The sequence below is a fragment of the uncultured Proteiniphilum sp. genome, from assembly GCF_937873925.1.
In the GTDB taxonomy this organism is placed as follows: domain Bacteria; phylum Bacteroidota; class Bacteroidia; order Bacteroidales; family Dysgonomonadaceae; genus Proteiniphilum.
The window spans coordinates 1-23,643 of sequence record NZ_CALNAT010000114.1 but is presented as its reverse complement, the minus strand read 5'-3'; the positions used below and the strand labels follow the sequence as shown (position 1 = coordinate 23,643).

Annotated in this window: 11 protein-coding genes and 1 pseudogene; all 12 read left to right on the top strand. The window is 43.1% G+C overall.

Annotation, left to right across the window (positions count from 1 at the left end; genetic code table 11):
• A pseudogene (locus tag Q0502_RS07615) lies at window positions 1-900 on the top strand (SusC/RagA family TonB-linked outer membrane protein); the annotation flags it as partial.
• Between the two features lie 19 nt (window positions 901-919).
• Complete coding sequence (locus tag Q0502_RS07610) at window positions 920-2,707, top strand: RagB/SusD family nutrient uptake outer membrane protein (protein ID WP_298649202.1); 1,788 nt, start codon at window positions 920-922, stop codon at window positions 2,705-2,707.
• Window positions 2,708-2,962: 255 nt separating this feature from the next.
• Window positions 2,963-5,299, top strand: a complete 2,337-nt coding sequence (locus Q0502_RS07605; protein WP_298649199.1) for a hypothetical protein — start codon at window positions 2,963-2,965, stop codon at window positions 5,297-5,299.
• Window positions 5,300-5,305: 6 nt separating this feature from the next.
• A complete protein-coding gene (locus Q0502_RS07600; protein WP_298649196.1) occupies window positions 5,306-6,655 on the top strand; it encodes a hypothetical protein in 1,350 nt (449 codons plus the stop codon).
• Window positions 6,656-6,702: 47 nt separating this feature from the next.
• The gene (locus Q0502_RS07595) at window positions 6,703-9,654 is read left to right on the top strand and encodes a LamG-like jellyroll fold domain-containing protein (protein WP_298649193.1); all 2,952 of its coding nucleotides are present in this window, start codon (window positions 6,703-6,705) and stop codon (window positions 9,652-9,654) included.
• Window positions 9,655-9,711: 57 nt separating this feature from the next.
• Entirely contained in the window at window positions 9,712-9,858 is a 147-nt protein-coding gene (locus tag Q0502_RS07590) for a PQQ-binding-like beta-propeller repeat protein (RefSeq protein WP_298649205.1), read from the top strand.
• A 52-nt stretch (window positions 9,859-9,910) separates the two neighbouring features.
• The gene (locus tag Q0502_RS07585; protein WP_298649191.1) at window positions 9,911-11,659 is read left to right on the top strand and encodes a family 43 glycosylhydrolase; all 1,749 of its coding nucleotides are present in this window, start codon (window positions 9,911-9,913) and stop codon (window positions 11,657-11,659) included.
• Window positions 11,660-11,877: 218 nt separating this feature from the next.
• Entirely contained in the window at window positions 11,878-13,932 is a 2,055-nt protein-coding gene (locus Q0502_RS07580; RefSeq protein WP_298649188.1) for a glycoside hydrolase family 3 C-terminal domain-containing protein, read from the top strand.
• A gap of 77 nt (window positions 13,933-14,009) precedes the next feature.
• Window positions 14,010-16,844: a hypothetical protein gene (locus Q0502_RS07575; RefSeq protein WP_298649185.1), complete on the top strand. Its 2,835-nt coding sequence runs from the start codon at window positions 14,010-14,012 to the stop codon at window positions 16,842-16,844.
• Window positions 16,845-16,922: 78 nt separating this feature from the next.
• Window positions 16,923-19,193, top strand: coding sequence for a hypothetical protein (locus Q0502_RS07570; RefSeq protein ID WP_298649182.1), 2,271 nt, complete (start codon window positions 16,923-16,925; stop codon window positions 19,191-19,193).
• Between the two features lie 238 nt (window positions 19,194-19,431).
• Window positions 19,432-21,576 carry a hypothetical protein gene (locus tag Q0502_RS07565; protein ID WP_298649180.1) on the top strand — a complete coding sequence of 715 codons (2,145 nt, stop codon included), beginning with the start codon at window positions 19,432-19,434 and terminating at the stop codon, window positions 21,574-21,576.
• Window positions 21,577-21,625: 49 nt separating this feature from the next.
• Window positions 21,626-23,545, top strand: a complete 1,920-nt coding sequence (locus tag Q0502_RS07560; protein WP_298649178.1) for a right-handed parallel beta-helix repeat-containing protein — start codon at window positions 21,626-21,628, stop codon at window positions 23,543-23,545.
• Window positions 23,546-23,643 lie beyond the last annotated feature (98 nt).

Below are 23,643 nucleotides of genomic sequence, written 5' to 3'. Positions count from 1 at the left end.
GGGAACCGCCAGAACACATTGCCGTCCACATTCAGTCTCTCGATGCCGGCTGAGAATTACGGCGAAATCCATGCACAGGGATTTGATTTCCAATTGGGTTATAACGGGAAGAACGATAAGTTCTCTTACTTTGCCAACCTGACGGCGTCGTATGGGTGGAACAAAGTGATCAAACAGGATTATGCCCAGAATGCCCAATGGATCGATATAGCACAGGGAAAATCCAGAACTTATATAGTAGGATATGAGTTCGATAAAATTATCCGTACACAGGCAGAATTAGATGCATTTAATCAGGCCAATCCGAATTATAAACATAACGGGTTAAAACCGGAATTAGGTATGATGGTTTTTAAAGACCTGAGTGGTCCTGAAGGAAAGCCGGACGGTGAAATCAGCAGTTGGGACAGGGTGATGCTTCATTCCAAAAACTTTCCGGTTGTTTACGGGTTGAATTTGGGTGGAAGCTGGAAAGGTTTGAACATAGACATGATGTTCTCCGGAAGGTTAGGTGAGAAAAAATGGATGTCGGACCTGGCCGGCGGTGTGGAATGGAATCGTATGTGGAATCAATGGTATTACGATAGCTGGACACCGGAAACACCGGATGCAACTCTGCCGAAACGTATTAGCAATAACAGCCCGAAAACGTATCAGACAGCAAGTAGCTTCTGGTTGAAGGATGGCAGTTTCATGCGTTTGAAATATCTGACGGTAAGCTATGACCTGCCTAAGAATCAATTCTATAACAAGATGTTTGAGAATGTGCGTTTATTCGTCACCGGCACGAACCTGTTTGTTTTGAGCGGCTTCAATAAATATTATGACCCGGAAATTGGTGGTGGAAACGCTTTTCCGGTTTTGCGATCGTTTAACTTCGGTGTTGATGTGAAATTCTAACAATAAAGCTATGTTAATTATGAAACCAAATATTATAGTAGTCAGTTTATTCCTGGCCACGCTGTGTGGCTGTAGCCTGGATTATGAAAATACAGGGACGATTAACCCGGGGAATGTGTGGACGGATAAAACAATGATCAACTCGTTCCTGACCGATATATACGGAAGAATGACGCCCGGATGGCCTATTGCTGCAAACGGTACGGATGAGGGCATGAATGGGCCGACAAGTATGGGAGATTATGCAAGAGGCCTGATCACGGTTGAGAACACCGGCCAAAAGTGGGATTATGGAAACATTGACCGGATTAATTTCTTTCTGGACCAGATGGAAAAGGTAACTGTACTGTCCGATGAAGAAATGAAACAATTGAAGGGGCAAGCCCTTTTCTGGAGAGCATGGGATTATTGGGGGAAAGTCTTTTCCACAGGTGGTGTTCCGTTGATCCTGCATTTTCAGGATGTGACAAATCTGCCTTCGCTGTTTGTCAGCCGCAACAGTACGTCGGAATGTGTAGCGCAGATTATCAAAGACCTGGACGAAGCAATTGCTTCTCTTCCGGACACCTGGACAGGCGCTAATTACGGACGTATTGATAAAGGGTGCGCCATGGCATTCAAAGGACGTGTATTGTTACAGTACGCCAGTCCGTTGTTTAATCCGGGCAACGACCAGTCTCGTTGGGAGGCAGCCTATAAAGCCAATAAAGATGCCGTTGATTTTCTGAAAGGTGTTGGTAAAGGTTTATATACCGGTAAATTTGAAGATATCTGGTATAACGAAAGGAACAACGAAGTGGTAATGATCAACCAGTTCTATTATCCCGACCATAAACTGGCTCAAAATAGTATTCGTCCCGAGCCGCTGACAAAAGACAATGCAAATTTTAATCAGGCAATATTCCCGCTTTTGATGGCTTTCCCGAAGCTCGACGGTTCCAAACTGGAATTAGATGTGAATCGCCTTGATAATGACGCAGCTTATAACGAGCAGTTTATGACGGACTTTTATGTCGGGCGCGATCCCCGTTTCTATGCAACTATTTTCTGCCCGGGAACTTTTTATCCGGCGAGCGATCAGCTAACAAACGGAATGAAATACTGGAATGCCTGGCGAAAAGTCCCTGACGAACTTTCGGAAACGGGGTATAAGTACAATACGCTGATATTTGATCAGTTAGGAAAAGGAGTCGGCGGTAGTTCCTCCGGTTATTTCCAATTGAAAGGCCTGGACAAATCTTTGACAATAGCTACCGTGTATGACGGCATAACCGACTGGATTGAGATTCGTTTTACCGAAGTTCTGATGAATTATGGCGAGTGTGCAAACGAGCTGGATAAGAGCAGCGAGGCGTTGCAGGTGTTGTATGATGTCCGCAAGCGTGCCGGCATTCAAGCCGGAACCGGTAATTACGGAATTACGGCTGTATCCCAAAGCGATATCCGCCAGGCTTATATGGATGAGCGCTTTATCGAATTTGCCTATGAAGGAAAACGTTGGTCGGATATACGCCGTTGGAAACGTTACGATATGCTCAATGCGTTGAAATGGCGTTCCGGACTTCATGCCGTGATCAAGGATTACGACAATATCGGATCTTTCGACTGGACAAAAGACATGTACGATCCGGAAGTACGAAAACTGTTCCTTTTCGAATATGTAGAATGTCTGGACGGGGATAAGAAATATCAGTTTAATTTGGATTTGAACCATTGGTTTTATCCAGTCCATAAAGATGTTATCGACCGCAACTCCAAGATCGAACAGAATAATGAATGGGGAGGGGCTTTTGATCCGTTGAAATAAATTTTAATTGATTTTTCTTTTTAAGGCATGCAGATTATTCTGCGAAGATTATCTGCATGCCTTTATTCCGCAAGACAAGGTAAAATAGTATGCGAATTCTCGAATAATATATTAAAAATGAAACTTCTAAATACTAACAATATATGTAAGGTTGCAGTACTATGTATGTTATGCTCATGTAAGCATTCATATGTAGATGGATTATCTACTCAATATGCAGATTTCAGAATAGATAAAAAAGGATTCATTTGCGAGGTGGTAGATAAAAGAACCCAGGTAAATTATTTAGTGAGGGAAACGGTTTCTCCTTTATTGAGTTTGTATGATGGCGAACAATATATCAAGCCTGTTAATCTGAAAGTTGAAACCGATAAATGGATCCTTACATTCGAAAACCAGTCTGAAGCAGTCATTTCCAGGGAAGTTAAAGATACCTACATTCGTTTATCGCTGGTTTCATTAAGCAACAGGGATCAAATAGAAGCTGTTGCCTGGGGCCCTTATGCAACAACTATCTCTCAATATATTGGCGAAACTGTAGGAGTGGTGCGTGATACCGTTTTCTCCGTCGGTATTCAGGCGCTTGATTTATATACTACGGAAGGAAGGCCGCATTGGGGAGATGATGCTTATGGAGGCTCTTATATAGATCCGTTGCCGGGACAACAGGTGCCGGAGGAAATAAAAGAGAGGGCAGGAGAAAAAATAGATTTTATTAATGTGAATGAGACGGGAGATATGCCGGATTATGTACGTATTTGGAGAGGTCGTGCGGCTATAAAACGTTCATACGGTAGTGATATTCAATTTTTTGCCAGAGATTGGAGAAGAGAAAGAATAACTGACCTCTATGGAAGAAAACAAAAGATAGCAGCTGTCGATCAGGATTATATAGGTAGTTCAATTGCTTTGTTTGCAGCCCCTGTTTCCCACGTATTGGATGTAATAGAACAAATTGAATTGGGAGAAAATTTACCACATCCAACGATAAACGGCGAATGGATTAAACGACAGGATTTACCCAATCCGGCCTATATGTTGTATGAAGGAAGTTCTTTGGATAATGCCTTGGATTATGCAGATTCCTGTCAGTTTACATTAGTTCATATCGGTGATATTTTTAAAAATTGGGGGCATTTTGACCTGCATACTTCCCGTTTTCCGGAAGGTGCCAAACAGATAAAAGCTTATACAGACAAAGCCCGTGAACGTGGCATTGCTATCGGGGTACATACGTTGACAATGTTCACATCCCAACATGATCCTTATGTTACCCCCATTCCGAGTGACAGTCTTTGTATTGCCGGCAGTTCGGTTCTATCTCAGGATATAAATGCAATAGACCGTGAAATTGTCATTGATTCTCCGCATTTCTTTGTTTATACAGGGCCTACCCGTACCGCTAAAATAGGAAAAGAATTAATAGCCTACCGGGAAGTAACAAAAACTTCCCCTTATAAACTGATCGACTGTATTCGCGGCCAGTTCGGAACAAAACCAGCTTCACATAAAGCGGGTGATAAAATCGATAAATTGGTAAATGATGACTACAGCGGCTTTTTCCCCGATATCAATCTACAGGATAAATATGCGGATCGTTTAGCCGAAGTATGTAAAGAAACCGGAATCGGTTTGATGGATTTTGACGGTTATGGAGGAGGCTCTCCTACCGGACACGGTTGTTTTGGGGCTAGTCGTTTTGCAGAGCGATGGTATGAAAACCTGGATAAATATGTTATTACCTGCGGAGCCGGAACCTTCCACTACTACTGGCATATTTACTCTTTTATGAATTGGGGAGAACCCTGGTATGATAACCTGAGAGAAAGCCAGGTGAATTACAGATTGGAAAACCAGCGTTACTTCGAACGTAATCTAATGCCCGGTATGTTAGGATGGTTCAAGTTGGAACCTACTTACCGTCCTGAAGATATTGAATGGATTCAGGCGCGTAGTGCCGCTTTCAATGCCGGTTATTTATTGCGTGTGGACGAAAGTATCGAACACAACGGATTTAAAAGCCGCTTATTTGAGGCCATTCGCGAATGGCAAAAGATACGTAATAGCCATCTGCTGACAGCAGCACAACGAGAGAAAATGAAAAATCCTAAGAATGAATTTCATCTGGAAAGAACAGGAGCAAATACCTGGAATTTGTATGAAGTTACTTTAAAGGGGGATAATATCCATCAATTCCGATTAGTCCAATCCGGCGAACCTTTGTTGAGTAAATTTGCATTTGATAATCCATATGAGGAACAGGCTGTTCAATTTTATGCCACTATTCTGCCTGAGAAAGAGAAAGACGGTAAAATAAATAAGTTACAAATATTGGTAGAAGGAAATGCTCCGATTGAAATCCCTGTGGAATTAAAAGCCGGCGATAAAATATATAGCGACGGAAAGCGTGTATATGTTTGTGATGCTTATTGGCGTGTTTTGTCGGAATATCCATTATCCGCTCCTGTTAGGTGGAATAAAGGTCATAACAAGGTTTCCGTGCAATGTGATTTTTCATCCTCAAATGCTCCATTTGTGAATATCGAATTCAAAGCATTAGGAAATAAAGAGCGCATAAATAATATAAATTAATTTAAGATGAATAAGTCAGCTGTAATAGGTGTTTTTATAGTTTTTTGTTTTTCGACCCATGTAAAAGTAAGTCCGGCTGTAGAAACATCTGCAATTATACCTGTTGCGGAAACGAAGGTATTGTCGGTTGCCGGAAACGATGATGAACATACAAAACCGGATAAAATAGCTGATCCCCGGTTAAAAATTGTTCAGCAAAAAGCCGAAGCATTGATTCAGAGCGGGCTGAATGCCGGGGATGGGTATGGCGAAGTCTGGATCCGCGATCTGAATACATTCATTGAACCGGCATGCAGGGTGGGGGATAAAAGTAAAATACGGGAAGCTTTACTTACTTTTTTTAAATTTCAGGGACCGGACGGCAATATTGTAGACGGCTATATTCCGCGCAAAGATGAAAAAGTAAATTATGACTTCATTTATTCTAATCTTGCACCGCAGTATGCCGCACATAAAAATACGGTAGAAACCGATCAGGAATCGTCACTGATACAAGCCATTGCCAAATATATGCATGCTACAAAAGACCAATCGTTTTTGCAGGAGCAGATTGCCGGACGCACTGTAGAGCAACGTATGGGTGATGCATTGAAATTCCTGCTCAACAAACGTTATAACGAGAAATATGGTTTGCTCTGGGGTGCAACAACCGCCGATTGGGGTGATGTACAGCCCGAACATGAGTGGGGCGTAAAGTTGGACAGCACTTCACATCTTTGTATAGATATCTATGACAATGCCATGTTTGCCATTGCCATAAAAGATTATATTGCCATGATCAATGATGAGCATGAACAAGCGTATTGGCAAGGTATCCGCCAATATATTATGGATAATACACGAAAACATCTGTGGGATAGCCGCAGGCAAAAGTTCATCCCGCATATTTATTTGAACGGCTCTCCTTTCCCGCCCGATTTCGATGAAGACGCCATCTATTATCACGGAGGCACCGCTGTGGCAATTGAAGCAGGAATGCTGGAAAGGAACGAGATATTGGACGCTTATCACAAAATGCAACAGAATGTAAAAGCGGCCGGGGCACAAACTATTGGCCTGACTCTTTATCCAGTATACCCCAACGGATTTTTCAAAAATCCTGATATGAGTGAATACAGTTACCAAAACGGAGGTGACTGGACCTGGTTCGGAGGACGCATGGTTCAACAACTCATTCTCAACGGGTTTTATACGGAGGCTTATGAAGCCCTTTCTCCCATGCTCGACCGCGTAATTAAACACGACGGATTCTATGAATGGTGGACACCCGCCGGTGAACCCAAAGGATCGGGGATGTTCCGGGGATCAGCCGGTGTACTCTGGAAAGCCATTGATATGTTATTTGAGGGCGAATAAACGTATCAGGTAACGATCGTAATAAAATTCAGATTAACAGTAAAATTATGAGTAAAAGCATTATACTATCCTTCTTATTACTGATTTGCACATCGTTAAAGGCAAAAATAGATCCTATTGTCCATTACAATTTCGGACGTTCGGGAAACGTAACGTACGCCGTTGTCCCCAAAGAGATAAAACCGGTCAAGGGTAACGGGATACTTATTGCGACAGGGCGTCCGGTATTCTATGCGGATGCTCCCGGAGAAAAAGGATTGAAGGGAGAAGGTGCTATTTTTTTTAACGGAAAAGACGACGGATATCAAATACCACAGTCATTCGGCAATGCGGCTGCTAATATGGTTATGGAGGTCTGGGTTAAATCGCGTGGAACGGATGATAGCAAAACGTTAAAAACAATTGTCGCCAACGGAAACCGAAAAGAAGGATATACCTTTGCCCAGCAAGGAAAACAGTGGATATTGGTTGCAGGAAAAGGAACTGTTATAATTGGAAATGCGGTAAAAGACCAGTGGACGCATTTGGCACTCGTTGTTGAAGAAGGGAAAGGCAGTGTCTGGATGAACGGAAAAAAGAGTGCTTCGTTCAATCCGGTACAGTCATTTTTTGCCAACTTCTCCATCTCAGTGGATGCCGATGGAAAAGATCCATTCTTTGGGGATATCTATGAAGTGAGATGTTCTGCTTTCGGGACGGGAGGTTTTAACCCCGATACAGATTTCCTGATCGACTATAAAAAGAAAAAAACGGATGATCGGAAACGTTTGACCGAACGCGGAAACCTGATAAAAAACATTGAATCCCCTGCCGAGGGAAAAATGATTGTATCGGAATTACCCGATACAAAACAGGTGAACGACTGGCTGATTGCACCGGTAAACGAACCGGCAAGGCTATTTGTGAAAAAATCAACAGATGGGCTTACATCCATGTTCCAATTGAATAATGGTTTGGTATCCAGAACATTTTACATTTCTGAAAATATAGCCTGCGTGGGATATAAAAACCTGAGCAATGAAGCGGAATACCTGCGTGCCGTGAAACCCGAAGCACGCGTCCGGATCGATAGTGTATGGTATGATGTGGGCGGTTTGAAAGGACAACCCGAACTGTCTTACCTGTTAGAAAGCTGGTATCCACAGATGGAAGCCTCCGATCAGGCATTTACCCTGGCTAAGGTCGAGACGGGGCTACCGCTCGAACGATACCCGTGGAAACCGAAGTATAATGCCGTTCCTACCGATTGGCCGGCTAAAGGATTACGGGTGGAAATGACTTTTTGGCCGACAGCAAATATGCGGCAGGTAAAGGATATCAGGGTAAAAGTGAATTATGAAATATACCAGGGATTACCGGTGATTGCTAAATGGATCGAAATAGAAAACCACGGGGAAGAACCGGCGCTGCTGAATGAAATGGAGTGTGAAGTATTGGCTGTTAACCAAGATCAGGTGGAACGCATCCATGTGGAAAGCGACTTCTCTTTTGCCCTGGTCAATGCCGATTTGCAGGGAAGCGCCCTGATGCACTATTCGGGAACGCCCCAAATATATCATGTCGGGAGTTCGACAACAAAATGGCGTGTCGACGACGATTATAATACCTGGGCTTCCCATAACCAGGCAGAAGATAAATTTCTGGGCTTCCCGCATCACAACTTATTGGTCAGCACGCTTCCAATGGGTCCCAATACGGCGGTTGATAAAGTAAATCCGTTTAAATCATACATTACATTCGAATTGTTACAGGATAGCGATGACCGGGAGCGTAAATCGCTGGGACATCGCCGATTCTATAAAAAACTGGCTCCTCAGGTAACCGAATCGCTGATCAGTGGAGGCATTACTTCGCATGACGAAGTAAAACTGAAGGCGTTTATCGACCAGATGTCCGAATTGGGATTGGAGCAATTGGATATCATGGCATGGCCCGGCATCAGCCACAACAACTTAGACTCTGCGTATGTACAGCATTGGCGCAAAATTGCGGCTTATGCAAAAGAACGGGGTATCATAATGGGCGGGTACGAGTTACAGGTTGCATCCCGGGGGAGAGGCAAAGAGGTGGATTGTATCCATCCGGAAACGGGAAAACCCGGTAGTTTGTTCGGGCAGAGTGTCTGCATTGCCAGTGAGTGGAAAGATACCTATTACAGTAAGATGTGGGAGTTTTTCGACAAAACCGGTTTGATGACCTATAATATGGATGGTCCTTATCATGGCGATCCTTGTGCTTCAACCGAACATCCCTACCATAGAGGGCTGGAAGATTCGCATTGGCAGCAGTGGAAAACCCAGGTCGGAGTTATTCATGAATTACAACGGCGGAATATGTATATCCCGATCCCCGACTGGTATTTCCTGAACGGTCAATGTGCAACCGGTATGGGGTACCGGGAGGCCAGCGCCAACCTGACCCCGCAACAGCAGTTGCTATTGGGGCGCCAGTATATATACGACGGCACCTGGCACAAGATACCGCCCATGGGATGGATGACTTTGCAGTTGGTCGGTTTCTATACCAACGATCCGCGTGTGGGACTGGAACCTTTGTCTGAGAATCTCGATCGTTACGAACAACAATTGATACAGTATCTGGCCAGCGGCTGTAAACTGACGATTCGTGGAAACCGCTTATACGATACGCCGGAAACGAAACAAATGGTATCGAAATGGATCCAGTGGTTCAAACAGTACCGCAATATTCTGACTTCCGATATTATCCATGTCAGCCGACCCAGCGGACGCGACCTGGATTGCATGATGCACGTCAATCCGTTCATCAGCCATAAAGGAATGGTCATCGTTTTTAATCCGACCGACAGGGAAATAGAAAAAATAATACAACTTCCTATCTATTATACCGGATTAAAAGAACGGGCGATGCTTACTTCGGAAGACAACATTCCCGTTGTTTATAGCTTGGACGATAAAGGTAACCTGCAACTTCCCGTAAAGATTAAAGCCGGAGGATCAGCATGGTTTGTAATAGAATAATACGAATCAGTGGTTAAAATTGTCCGCGAGTTTATTTAGTGATACCCTGATGGTTATCTGTATGCGCTGGAAAGAGAAACAGGTCTGTTGTTATGGAAACATGCGTTGGGTGCACCGATATTGGGAACAGTAGCTATATCCGGAAATACATTGTTTACCGTCGACTTTTCTGGTAATGTATATGGATATGTCTCCACACGATAAAAAATTCGGAACATAGTAAAATAATGATATTCAATTAATCATAATCAAAAAAATGAAAAAAAACAGTTGTGTAAAAGAAACTCTGTTCATCTTTTTATTGATCCCCATCGTATTCAGTTGTATTGATCCTCCTATTCGTGCCAAAGTTTCCGAAAATCCAAGAACATTTTGTAATCCGGTAAATTTGAACTACCGTTTTATGAAGATAAAAGAAGGGGCAGGCATTCGTGAGGCTGCCGATCCTGTTATAATTGAATACCAGGATAAATATTATTTGTTTGCTTCCAAGTCATCAGGTTATTGGTATACTGAAGACTTCCAAAACTGGACACATGTGTTCATTCCCGATTCCGTATTACCTATCGAGGATTATGCTCCCGGAAACTTCGTTCATAACGATTATATTTATTATGTAGGTTCCACACATGGAAAGGGGATGCTGTACCGTTCAAACGACCCCGATGCCGGAAAATGGGAAAAAGTAAAAGAGATATGGTCTTTCTGGGATCCGGCTTTTTATGTTGAGGGCGACAACCTGTATATGTACCACGGCTGTTCACCCACTGATCCTATACTTGTCCAGGTATTGGACCTGAATACATTAGAAGAAAAAACAGAACGTATCGAATGTTTCAACAGCAATAAAGACATGTATGGTTGGGAACGTACGGGAGAAACAAACGAATTATCCAGGCGTCCTTACATTGAGGGCGCCTGGATGACTGCCCATAATGGTGAGTACTATCTGCAATACGCCGCACCGGGAACCGAATGGAAATCGTATGCCGACGGAGTCTATGTGAGCGAATCCCCTACAGGTCCTTTTCGTTATATGGAAAATAGTCCGGTATCCTATAAGCCAACTGGTTTTATTGGTGGCGCCGGACATGGTTGTCTTTTTACTGTAGGTAAAGGGAACTATTGGAAAGCGGCTACCAATTCTATTTCGGTTAGACACATGTTCGAGCGGCGTATTTCACTCTTCCCTGCAGGAATCGATTCAGATGGATATATGTTTACTAATACCTATTTAGGAGACTATCCGATGTATCTTCCATCGCATAAGGGTAATGACTGCAACAATCGTCCAGACTGGATGCTCCTATCCTATAACAAACCGGTTGCGGTATCATCCGAACGTGGAGGGTTTCCTGCCGGCAATGCGGTGGATGAAAATGTCCGTACCTCATGGGTTGCTTCAACAAATAATATTGGAGAGTGCCTGGAGTTGGATCTTGTGGTACCTTCATTTATTCATGCGATTCAGGTAAATTTTGATGAGGAAGGAGCTTCTCTCAGTGGTTACTCCTCTGAGGTTTATCAAAGTTATGTAATTTCTGCCTCCCATGATGGAAAAAAATGGTATCCGGTTGTCGATAAAGAAACGGAACGTACAGATACCCCGCATGACTATATTGAATTTGAAGAGGCTTTTAAAGCACGTTATATTCGTATAGAAAATAAAGGTTATACGGTTGCCCCCTATTTTTCTTTACGCGACTTCCGGATATTCGGAAAAGGAACCGGGAAGAAACCCGGAGAGGTTATTGATTGTATCATATACCGGGATAAAGACGATCCATGCAAAGTGACACTGACGTGGAAAGAAACTTCCGGGAGTGAAGGGTATATTGTCCGTTATGGCATCTCAAAAGATAAATTATATAATAATTTCCAAGTATTTGGGGATACCAAGTTGGATATCAACAGCCTGAACAGTGGTATAACTTACTATTTTACAGTGGATTCCTATAACGAAAACGGAATAACTCCCGGGCAGAAAATCATGGAATGTGAATAGATCAAGCATATTATTTTTATAAAAGTCAACAATAATAACAATATTTATTAATTACCATCATTATGAAAACAATAAGATATATTCCTTTTTTTGTATTTTTTGCAATAAACCTGCAAATCCAGGCTCAAGAATACCCTTTTCGTAACCCTGACCTGGATGTGAAGATACGGATAAATGACCTTATTTCCCGGTTGACTTTACAAGAAAAGGTTCAATTGATGAAACACAAATCCCCGGCCATTCCCCGATTGGGTATTCCGGCTTATGACTGGTGGAACGAAGCGTTGCACGGTGTTGCCCGCACAAAAGAGAAAGTTACTGTCTATCCACAAGCCATAGGAATGGCGGCGACTTTTGACAGGGAAGCCATTTATAAGATGGCGGACTATACTGCATCAGAAGGCCGTGCCCTGTTTAATGAAGATATGAAAGCGAAGAATACAGGAGAACGTTACCGTGGATTGACCTACTGGACTCCCAATATTAATATCTTCCGTGACCCGCGCTGGGGACGGGGGCAGGAAACCTACGGAGAAGACCCTTACCTGACGGGTCAGATGGGAATCGCTTTTGTAAAGGGATTGGAAGGGAATGATCCCTATTACCTGAAAGCAGTTGCCTGTGCCAAGCATTATGCCGTGCATAGTGGTCCGGAACACAACCGCCATTCGTTTGATGCAAGAGTTAACCCATTTGACCTATGGGATACTTATCTGCCCGCTTTTCGTGACCTGGTGATCAAAGCAAAAGTGCATGGTATTATGTGTGCCTATAACCGGGTAGACGGACAACCTTGTTGCGGTAATAACGAGTTGCTGGCGGATATTTTACGTAATCAATGGAAGTTCGACGGTTATGTAACTTCCGATTGCGGGGGGATATCAGACTTTGCCTCCCATCACAAGACTCACCGTAATCACGAAGAGGCCGTAGCCGCTGCCGTACTTACAGGCACCGATCTTGAATGCGGAGATTTATATCATTTATTGGAACAAAGCGTAAATCGCGGATTGATAACGGAACGTGATATAAATGTATCGCTAAAACGTTTGTTCACAATCCTGTTTAAAATAGGGATGTTCGATCCTGCTGACCGTGTACCTTATAGTTCTATCGGAAGGGAAGTTATCGAATGTGACGCACACAAAGAACATGCTTATGAAATGGCCCGGAAATCAATAGTTCTTCTAAAGAACAAAAAGGATATCCTGCCATTGAATGCGAAGAAGATCAAACGAATTGCCCTGATAGGCCCCAATGCGGATAATGGACAAGCACAATTGGCCAATTATTATGGAGTACCCAGTGAGATTATTACTCCATTAAAAAGCATGGAAAGGCGTTATGGCAAAGGGATAAAAATCGACTATCTTAAAGGTGTAAACATAATGGATAAAGATACGGAAGGACTTTCTTTTTTGCAGATAGCAGCCCAGGCAAAGAAGGCGGATGTGATAGTCTTTGTAGGAGGTATTACCTCCGATTATGAAGGGGAAGCAGGAGATGCGGGTGCAGCCGGTTATGGTGCCTTTGTCAGTGGCGATCGGACTACTACGAGGCTACCCGCTATCCAGACGGAACTGATGAAGGAACTGAAAAAGACCGGTCGTCCGCTTATAGTAGTGAATATGTCGGGTTCTGTGATGAACTTCGAATGGGAAAGTGAGCATGCCGATGCTATCCTCCAAGCCTGGTATGGAGGACAAGCGGCCGGTGATGCGATAACAGATGTATTGTTTGGAGAATATAATCCGGCTGGAAGGATGCCTCTGACAACATATATAAGTGATGACGATTTGCCTGCATTTGAAGATTATTCGATGGCAAACAGGACATACCGCTACTTCAAGGGGGAAGTACGCTATCCGTTCGGGTATGGGCTGAGTTATACAAATTACACCTATGAAGAGATAGAAAACCCGGAAATAACAGAAACCGGAAAAACAATCAAAGTATCGGCAACAATAAAGAATACAGGAAAGTATGATGGTGAAGAAGTTGTCCAGTTATACCTTATTCACCCTGAAGATGCCAACAGGCGGATACCAAACTGTGTGCTCAAAGGTTTTGAACGGATATACCTGAAGAGGGGGGGAAGCCGTACCATCAGCTTCACATTATCGCCCGAAGAACTGGCATTGGCGGATGAAAAAGGAAATCTTGTACAAGCCGATGGCAGGGTTAGAATCTATATTGGAGGAGGGCAACCCGGTAAATCGGAAGGGATTTATACCTCTTTGGAGATGAGAGGGGAGCCTTATATGGTGTTTTAAGTGATTAAAAGTGTACTATTAAACCTAAAGAGGGGCTATACACCCTGATCAAAATTATTAGTGTGATATAATATATAATGAAAAGAACAATTTTAATTATTATCCTATTATCAATGCATTGTAACCTGTGTTTATGGGCTCAAGATTCATATCCTGTATTTGATAAACAAAAAGTAACTGTACAAAAAGATTGGTTAGTAACTCCTGTCAATGCCCAGGCCGCCTTATATCAGACGCCGGAAGGTTATCTTGTCTTTACCAATGGATTAGTAAGCCGTACTTTTACTCTTTACCCCAATGTGGCTTCAATAGAACTTGAAGAAATGCAGAGCAACACATCCTTTCTTCGTTCTGTCCGTCCGGAAGCTTCTTTAACCATTGACGGGCATCACTTTGATGTGGGCGGACTGGATGGACAACCTATCCACAATTACTTGTTAAAAGAATGGATACCGAATCTTGAGGCCAATCCCGGAGCTTTCAAAATGAAAAGCTATGAGGTAGAGAAGATCAAAGAACGTTTCCCTTGGAAAAAAAGGCTCGAATGGATGCCGAAAGACCTGCCATGGCCTGCTCCGGGTAAAGAACTGGTCTTTACTTATCTACTCGATGACCAGGCAATTAATACTCTTGCTAAACGCAGTAATATGGATGATCGGAGAAAAGTATTATTCTTTGACAATTTTAATAAATTACTACCCGAATGGACATTAGTAGAGTCAAAGGCACATAACCGGAATTCTTTCATTAATGAAGGAAAGGTTGGAGAAATCATGGCACTCGCCAATACTGCCGTATATGCAGAACAAAATTTCAAGACAGGAACTAAAGTGATAATAGCTCACATAAATCCGGGAACAGATCGCTCTTCTAATTGGGGACCTGGAATCGGTTTGGTTTTCGATAGTAAAACGATAAAAGTAAATTATAGAAGTGAAAGTAATGAGGTAGCTTTATACGATGGCAAAAAAGAACGTGAAAAAATTAAGGTTAATGAGACTCAATCTATTTGGTTAAGACTTGAACTGAAAACAGATAAACTTGAAACGTCTTTCTCCTTAAATGGGATTGACTGGCAATCTATTGGTTTTTGCGGTTTGAATGCAAATGAAATTCCTCGGAAAGTAAGAGTTGGTAAAATGGATACTGAAGGAGGAAGTAATGATTATCAAGAAAAAGGAATAGAGGGGCGTTGCCGTATAGAAGCATTCAGTATGCTCGGTGATTTCCCATCAAATATTAATGATAATATCTCATCACAGCTAGCGTACTTAAAACAGATTGAAGTTAACGTCCATTACGAATTATATGACAATTTGCCGGTCTTTAGCAAATGGATTTCGGTAAAAAATCAATCCGGACAAGACATCACTATAAATAACTTCAAAAGTGAAATACTAGCAGTCTACGAGTCGGAAAGTACCGTAGATAAACGGGATAGATGGCTATATCCTAACATTACGGTGGAAACAGATTATAATTTTGGAGGAATGAGTGAAGAATACATATATCATTCCAGTATAGAGTGGAAAAAAGATCCACTCTATAAGACACAGGTCAATTATGAACGAACAGCACCCTGCTTATTAGAAGTTGCCCCTAAAATAGGACCTGAGCAAACTATCGCTACAGGCAACACATTTAGCAGCTTTCGAGTATGGAAACTCTTAAACGATAGTTGGGAAAGAGAACGAAAAAGCCTGGCTTATCGTCGTATGATGCGGACAATAGCGCCATGGGTAACGGAAAATCCCATATTGATGCATGTGCGGAGTTCTGATAATGAATCCGTTAAAAAAGCTATAGACCAATGTGCTGAAGTAGGATTCGAAATGGTAATCATGACTTTTTGGAGTGGCTTTGAAGCAGAAGATGATTCTCCTGAAAATATAAATCGGATGAAAAAACTAGCCGATTATGCTCGTTCAAAAAATATAGCTTTAGGTGGTTATTCGTTGTTAGCCAGCCGTAGCATAGACGCTGAAAATGATGTCATACTACCCGAAGGACAACGTCCCCGATTTGGAAATTCGCCTTGTGTTGAAAGTGAATGGGGACAAGAGTATTTCAGAAAGCTCTATAATTTATATGAAAAAACAGGGTTGTCAGTTTTCGAACATGACGGTTCATATCCTGGAGATTTATGCTATTCAAACAATCATCCAGGTCATAAAAATGTTAGCGATTCGCAATGGAAACAGTTCAAACGAGTGGCCGATTTTTACAAATGGTGTAGGAGTAACGGCATTTATTTAAATATACCTGATCTATATTTTCTAAATGGCAGTAATAAAACAGGAATGGGTTATCGGGAAGCAAATTGGTCACTTCCTCGTGCGCAACAGGAAATTATTGAACGACAAAATATATATGACGGAACCTGGTCCAAAACACCCTCTATGGGTTGGATGTTTGTGCCACTTGTGGAATATCAGGGAGGAGGAAAATCAGCAACAATAGAACCGCTAAAAGATCATCTTCCACATTATGAACAGCGTTTAGCCAACTTGTTTGGAGCCGGAGTACAAGCTTGTTATCGCGGCCCGCAGTTATATGATACTCCGGAAACTAAGGAACTTGTAATGAAGTGGGTAAATTTTTACAAGAAGCATCGGGAAATACTGGATAGTGATATTATACATGTTCGCCGCCCTGACGGAAGGGATTACGATGCCATTTTACATGTAAATCCCGGCGGAAAAGAGAAAGGTCTGCTAATGATATATAACCCCTTAGATGAGATTATAAACCGCACATTGAAAGTAAATCTATATTATACCGGATTGATAGACAAAGCAACCTTAATTTTCGAAGATGGCAAAAGTATGATTTACCCTTTGAACAACAAAGGGGACTTATTATTACCTGTAAATATAAAAGCCCGGGGGACAACCTGGTTTGTTATAGAATAATGCGAGTCAGTAGTTGAAACTGTCCACAAGTTTATTTGGTTAAAATATTTTAAATAAATGATGAATAACCTGATTATTATGAGTAAGAAATTAAATGTGCTATTCCTTCTTTCCCTACTGATGATCTCTTTCGTCGTAAAAGCGACGGAACATGCATCAGGGTCCTCCTCTACGCAGGCTTCCTGGTTGCCGGATGTAAAGAACACGAATAAAAATATCCGGCTGTTGGAGTGTTTCTACAACGAATCGAAGTTGAAACATTGTGAAGAAATAAATCCTGCCTCAGATTGGGAAGTTCGTACGGAACACACTACGGCGAATGGCGGCAAGATGTATACTTTTTCTTTTACAGCTAAGCGGGATATGAACGATACGGGTGTGGCAGTCGCATTCGATCGCTATGGATGGACAAGCGATAACTATGTAATGATCCCTTCGTCGGTGTATAATGGTAACAGGCAGCGTATTGTAAACCGGGCATATGCCACCGGGCTGGATAAAACGGATTATAACCGGAAAGATCTGGCGCTGACCTCCAATCCGATCCCTCAGCTTTCTCCTGAGTTTGGAGCTCACTCACGGTTAGAAGTCAATATAAGCAATACGGCAACACCTGCCATGAGCATACTGGAACGGGCAAAGAAGTCCGCAACGATCTTATTGACCGATCAGGGTATCGAGTGGAAGAACCAGCTATTGGATCATGTCCTGATCATAGAAGAAGCACCGGATAGAAGCGTCGCTTCTTTTATTATCAGCGCTCCGGGAGTGCGGGAACGTAAGCCGGAGTTTATCGGTTTCAGTAAAAGTCCCGACCGGGGAATAGAGGTGAAGAAAGGAGATCGGGTTGTCATCCGGGTTACCGAGATCACTTTTCCTTGCAAAGATGTCCCTGAGTTGCTGGGTCACTTTATGAAAGACCGTAAACTGCATACAAAGGGGGAGGCTCCCCGCAATTTGATGCCGATGAGCGAGGTGCTGACCCGGATGGTACGGAATATCGACGAACGTTATTATGTAGGAGATCAATGGGAATATTACTGCCCCGAGAATGCAGACTGGATCTCTTACGGCTGGATCGGCGGTTTGATGAATACCTACCCGATGTTGGCTTTAGGGGATGCGGAACATTTGAGGAGAGTTAAGAATACATTCGATTTCGGGTTGCCACGAGCCAAAGGTAAAAGTGGCTATTACTACGATGTGCTCGGATCGGATGGGAAAGTATTCAACCGTGATGCCGCCAAAGAGAATCCGGGAATTGGCCTGACCCGTAAAAATGGCGATGTGCTGTACTGGATGGTAAAACAGTTTATGTTATTGAGAGAACAGGGGAAAACCAATGCCATTGACCCGGAATGGGAAACGAATATACGTTTACTGGCGGATGCTTTTATCAATACCTGGAAAAAGTATGCCACATGGGGGAATTACCTGCATGTGGAAACCGGTAACATTGCTGTATTTAACACCACGAGTGGCGCTATGGCAGTAGCCGGATTGGCTTTGGCTTCCGGTTATTACAATAATCCGGACTATCTTGAAGTCGCTTGCGAGGCGGCAGCAGACTATTATGATAATTTTGCTTTAGTCGGCTTTACATCCGGAGGTTGCGGGGATATCCTGCAGAATGCCGATTCCGAAACAGCGGTTGCCTTATTAACCTCTTTAATGACACTGTATGAGGTAACAGGTAAAGAACAATATCTGAAACAATCCGGTGATCTGGCGAACTTATGCGCAACATGGACAGTATCTTTCCCTTACCGGTTACCGGAAAATACTCCGTTGGCGAAACTGGGTGCGAACCTGACCGGTGCAGTCTGGGCCAGTACACAGAACAAGCATGGCGCTCCGGGATTCTGTACCCAGTCCGGTGACGCATTGTTCAAGTTATACCGCTCTACCGGAGAAACGGCTTATGCCGAATTGCTTCGTGATGTGATCCATGCCCATGCGGAAGGTGTACAACCCAACGGAAAGATCACGGAGCGTTTGACCTATTGCGATGCGGATAGCCGTGGTTCGCGTGGAGATGGCGGTACGACGGGATGGAACGAAACCAACGGTGCCATGATGGCGCTGGAAATCCCCGGTATTTATGTGCGGACAGATATCAGCTCCTTCTATGTATTTGATCATGTGAATGCCAGGGTTATCAAACAGAATAACAAACAATTGGTGCTGCAAATAACGAACCCGACTACTTATGATGCGACCGTTACGCTCTTTGCGGAGAATGCGGAGGAGGCTTCCCGTCCGTTAGGCGACAATGCTTTCCTGCGATGGAAAGATAAAGTAAGGGTAAAAGCCGGTAAGTCGGTAAATTATATACTGAAAACGGATTAAATGTGCCAATATGCCACTATGCAATCCGGAACAAATAACATCAGTAAATAAACGTATCACTATAAATAAAAAACATATGTTGAAAAATATTTTCCTGTCAATGAATTGTTTATCAAAACAAAAAAGTATTATTTTGTCTGTTTTGTCGTTGTTTTTGGTAACTACCACTAATGCACAATGGGATTTCAGAACGGATTATTTTAAAATTCATATCAATAATAAAGGATTTATTTCGAGTATGCAGAATATTACGGTAAAACCTCACCGTGAATTTAGCCCTGCCGATAAACCTTCGCCTCTTATGAGCATTTATAATGGAGAAAAGAAGGAGTATTACGAACCTGTAAAGGCAAGTTACGACAAAAAGAAAAAGATTTTCTCACTCACTTTTTCCAATAATTCAAAAGCTCAGATCAGCATCGCGTTTCAGGAAAAATATTTTAAATTCACCCTGTTATCCCTGTCCGATTGCAAGGATATCGAAGATATCCAGTGGGGGCATTACCATACCAATATCACGAATCTGATGGGCGAACTAATCGGTGTAGCCCGCGATACCAGCGAAGTGGTCAATTATGCTATCGGAATGCTGGCTTTGGATGACAATACCCTTGGCGGTACATCCGAAACGATCGGCGATGCCGCACCTTTCCAGTACGTTATTCACAGCCCAGATACAAAAAGGTTTCCTTTGCCGGACAATCTGCATGAAGGCCAGATCTTCACGTTGGGAGGAAATGGGATCAGCGATGTCGCTTTTTACGCACATAAAGAGCCTTATTACCGCATCATGTATGGTGATGCGGCGCAAGTGGATAAGGAGGGGCGTATTTCCATTTCGTATCATTCCCGAGATCGTTCATCGAGACGCGAGGTGTTTTTTTCGCTAATTCCCAATATGGAAGCCAATGTCCCTAATCATCTGGATGTAGAACCTTTACCCGGTATCGGTTATATAGGCTCATCGGTAGCTTTCTGGGGGAGCCCGGATAGCATAGCGTTGCTGGATGTTATTCAGGATATTGTCTTGCAGGAAAAACTTCCTTATCCCACTATGAACGGCAGATGGGTAAAAGATCCCGCAGCCTTTGTTCCGGATGCCATGACAGCCGGCAACCTGAATGATAGCATCATTTCCTATACACACCGCCTGGGTTTTAAAGCGATCAGTTTGTACGACCAGGGTTTTTTAAGACCCGACAGAGGAAATGGGGGCTATATTGACGGGAAGGACTTTGAACGGAAACCGATTAAAATGACAGCAGGAAATAAATCGCATAAAGAATTTTCAGAAATGGCGGCAAAGTATGGAATTATGATCGGACGGACGCCTATCACCAATTCATTGGCCCCGGGAACCCTGGATGCAAGCCCTGTTCCGAGCGATAGCCTTTCTTATCAGCAAAAGAGAATGCTGATGAATGATATGGAGCCGGGCGATACCATTATCCTTGTCGATGATCCGAAATACATGGAAGAAATTGCAAGTTGGGAGGGGCACTGCGTCGATTTGAATATGATTAAAATAGGCAAGGAACTGATTCATTACCTGGGTGTTTCAGATGAAGAGCCATATCGTTTACTCAATGTAAAACGTGGCTATTGGAATACAACGCCTTCGAAGCATCATAAGGGTAACACTGTTTATAAACTGCAGGTAACTATAAATTACGGATACGATGGATTGATACCTAATATGCAATTGCAAGACAAAATTGCCGAATATTATGCCGATGTCTGCCGTATCAACGGGTTGGCATATTACGATTTCGACGGGCAGGAATTCCTTTTTAATACAGGGCATGGATACTACGGAGCCAAACGTTTTTTCCGGAAAATGTTCGAACGCGGTAAGCAAGTCGGAGTGCCTTATATCCGTTTTACCGGAGCTACCTTATCGGAAGGATCATGGCATTACCAGAGCATTTGGAATGTGGGTGGCGGCAAAAACCTTTACGATGCCGATACGCGGGAGTGGGGCAGTACTACCAGTCAGGGAAAGGATCTCAGGGACGTTACTTTTGCTAACTTTTTTCCCGTCGGTATGGGCGGAAATTTTCCCATAAAAGAAAATTCCACAGTGGAGCAATATGAGCATATCCAGGCTATTTCGGTAGGAGTAGGAACAACGTATAGTTTGATCCTGAACCAGAAAGATGTAGAAAGCTGCCCGCAGAAAGAGGCTATTTTTAACGTGATCAGGACATGGGAAGATGCCCGCGCCGCGAATGCCTTTCCACGCTGGGTAAAGAAAGAACTATCCGATCCGGCTAAGAGCTGGAAACTGGAAACCGGAAAAGACAACGATACATGGTTGCTTTACCCGATCGTCGAAGGGAAAAAAGCAGATCCCGTTTTATTAAAAAGAGCCCCCGGATATTGATATTGCAGATAGGTTTTCCGTAATTATTTGTAACAAAATTCAATTGGATATGAAGCACTTTTATTTATTTATCTTTTTGATGCTGAGTTTAGTTGTCACCGGACAATCGAAACGAAATGGCCATGAGTACCATGTTGCAGTTACAGGAAGCGATTCCGGTAACGGAACAACTGCCCGTCCGTTTAAAACCATTCAGGAGGCGGCCAACGTTGCGATGCCCGGCGATACGATTACGGTGCATCAGGGTGTTTATCGTGAACAGATTGTGCCGCCGCGCGGTGGGAACTCCGAAAATGAACGCATTGTTTACAGGGTGGCTCATGGAGAAAGAGTCGAAATAAAAGGTTCGGAAATCATCAAAAACTGGCAGAAGTCGGAGAATGATACATGGAGGGTTGAAATATCCAATAGCTTTTTCGGGGAATTTAATCCGTATAAAGAGTTTATATCGGGCGATTGGTTCTGGCCGGACCCAAAAGATCGGAAATACCGGCGGGGTGAGGTTTATCTGAATGGGCACTGGCTTGTTGAATCAGCTACGAAAGAAGACGTTATGACTCCCGTAAATAATGGAAAGTGTTTGTGGTGGGCGGAAGTCGATACTACAACAACTATTATTTGGGCACAGTTTCCAAACCATGATCCGAACAATGAAGTTGTGGAAATAAATGTCAGGCAAACAGTTTTCTATCCCGACAAACCTTTTATTAATTTTATTGGATTACAAGGTTTTATTATGCAGCATGCCGCCACCAACTGGGCGCCTCCTACAGCGGAGCAGATGGGACTGGTCGGTACTCACTGGAGCAAAGGGTGGGTTATAGAGAACAATACGATCCAATATTCCAAATGTGTTGGGATTACGCTGGGAAAATACGGCGATCAGTTTGACAACAAGGACACAGAATCGGCCGAAGGTTACATTGGGACGATCAACCGGGCGCTGGCTTTCGGATGGAACAAAGGCACTATCGGCAGCCATATTATCCGTAACAATACCATCTCACATTGTGAACAGGCCGGAATAGTAGGAAGTATGGGGTGTGCATTCAGCATTATCGAAAACAATACAATTCACGATATTCATGTCAGGCGTTTATTCGGCGGAGCGGAGATGGCAGGTATAAAATTTCACGGCGCAGTGGATGTGCAAATCCGGAACAACTATATTTACCGGACAAATATGGGCGTCTGGCTCGATTGGATGGCGCAGGGAGCCCAGATAGCCGGTAACCTGATGCACGACAATTCTCCTGACATATTTTTGGAAGTAAACCATGGGCCCACGCTGGTGTTCAACAATATTTTACTTTCCGGGAAAAATCTACTGATGAATTCGAGCGGAGCAGCTTTTACACATAATATTTTCATGGGAAAAGTGGACGTTATTGATTACGATGCCCGCTTAACGCCATATCATAGACCGCATTCTACGTTTGTAGAAGGTTTGCACGATAATCCGGGAGGTGATATTCAATTCATAAACAATTTATTTCTGGAGGGATCCGATGTAAGCCAATACAGTAGTGCACTTTTACCGGTTGTATTTGAAGGGAATGTGTATACCCGCGGAACGATAAAAATTGCCGGAAATAAAGAACAAAAGAAATTTGGCGAGATGAATGAAAATGCTCAGGAACAAATGAAACAGTATAAGAACAATCCATCGGTTGAGCGAACGGCAACAGATGACCTGGATTTCGATCCCTTATGCAATCTGGTCCGTGAAAGGGAGGGAATATATCTTGAGATGATTATTAACGAAAAATGGTTCAATCAGAAACGTCAGCTGGTTACTTCCGATGCATTAGCCCCATCGGCTGTCACACAGCTCCCTTATTGTCAAGCTGGTGGAGGAGCGATTCAAATAGACAATGATTATTTTGGGAAAAAGAGAAATCTGTCGAATCCGTTTCCGGGCCCGATTGAAATCGTAAATTCCGGGAAGTATCGATGGAAAGTACATTAAATCCTGCTCACAATAGAATTGAAATTTGCGTTAAGGCCGTTACTCCGGAAAAATCATTGTAAATTTACTTCCACCTTTTTCCGATCTTACCACTATTT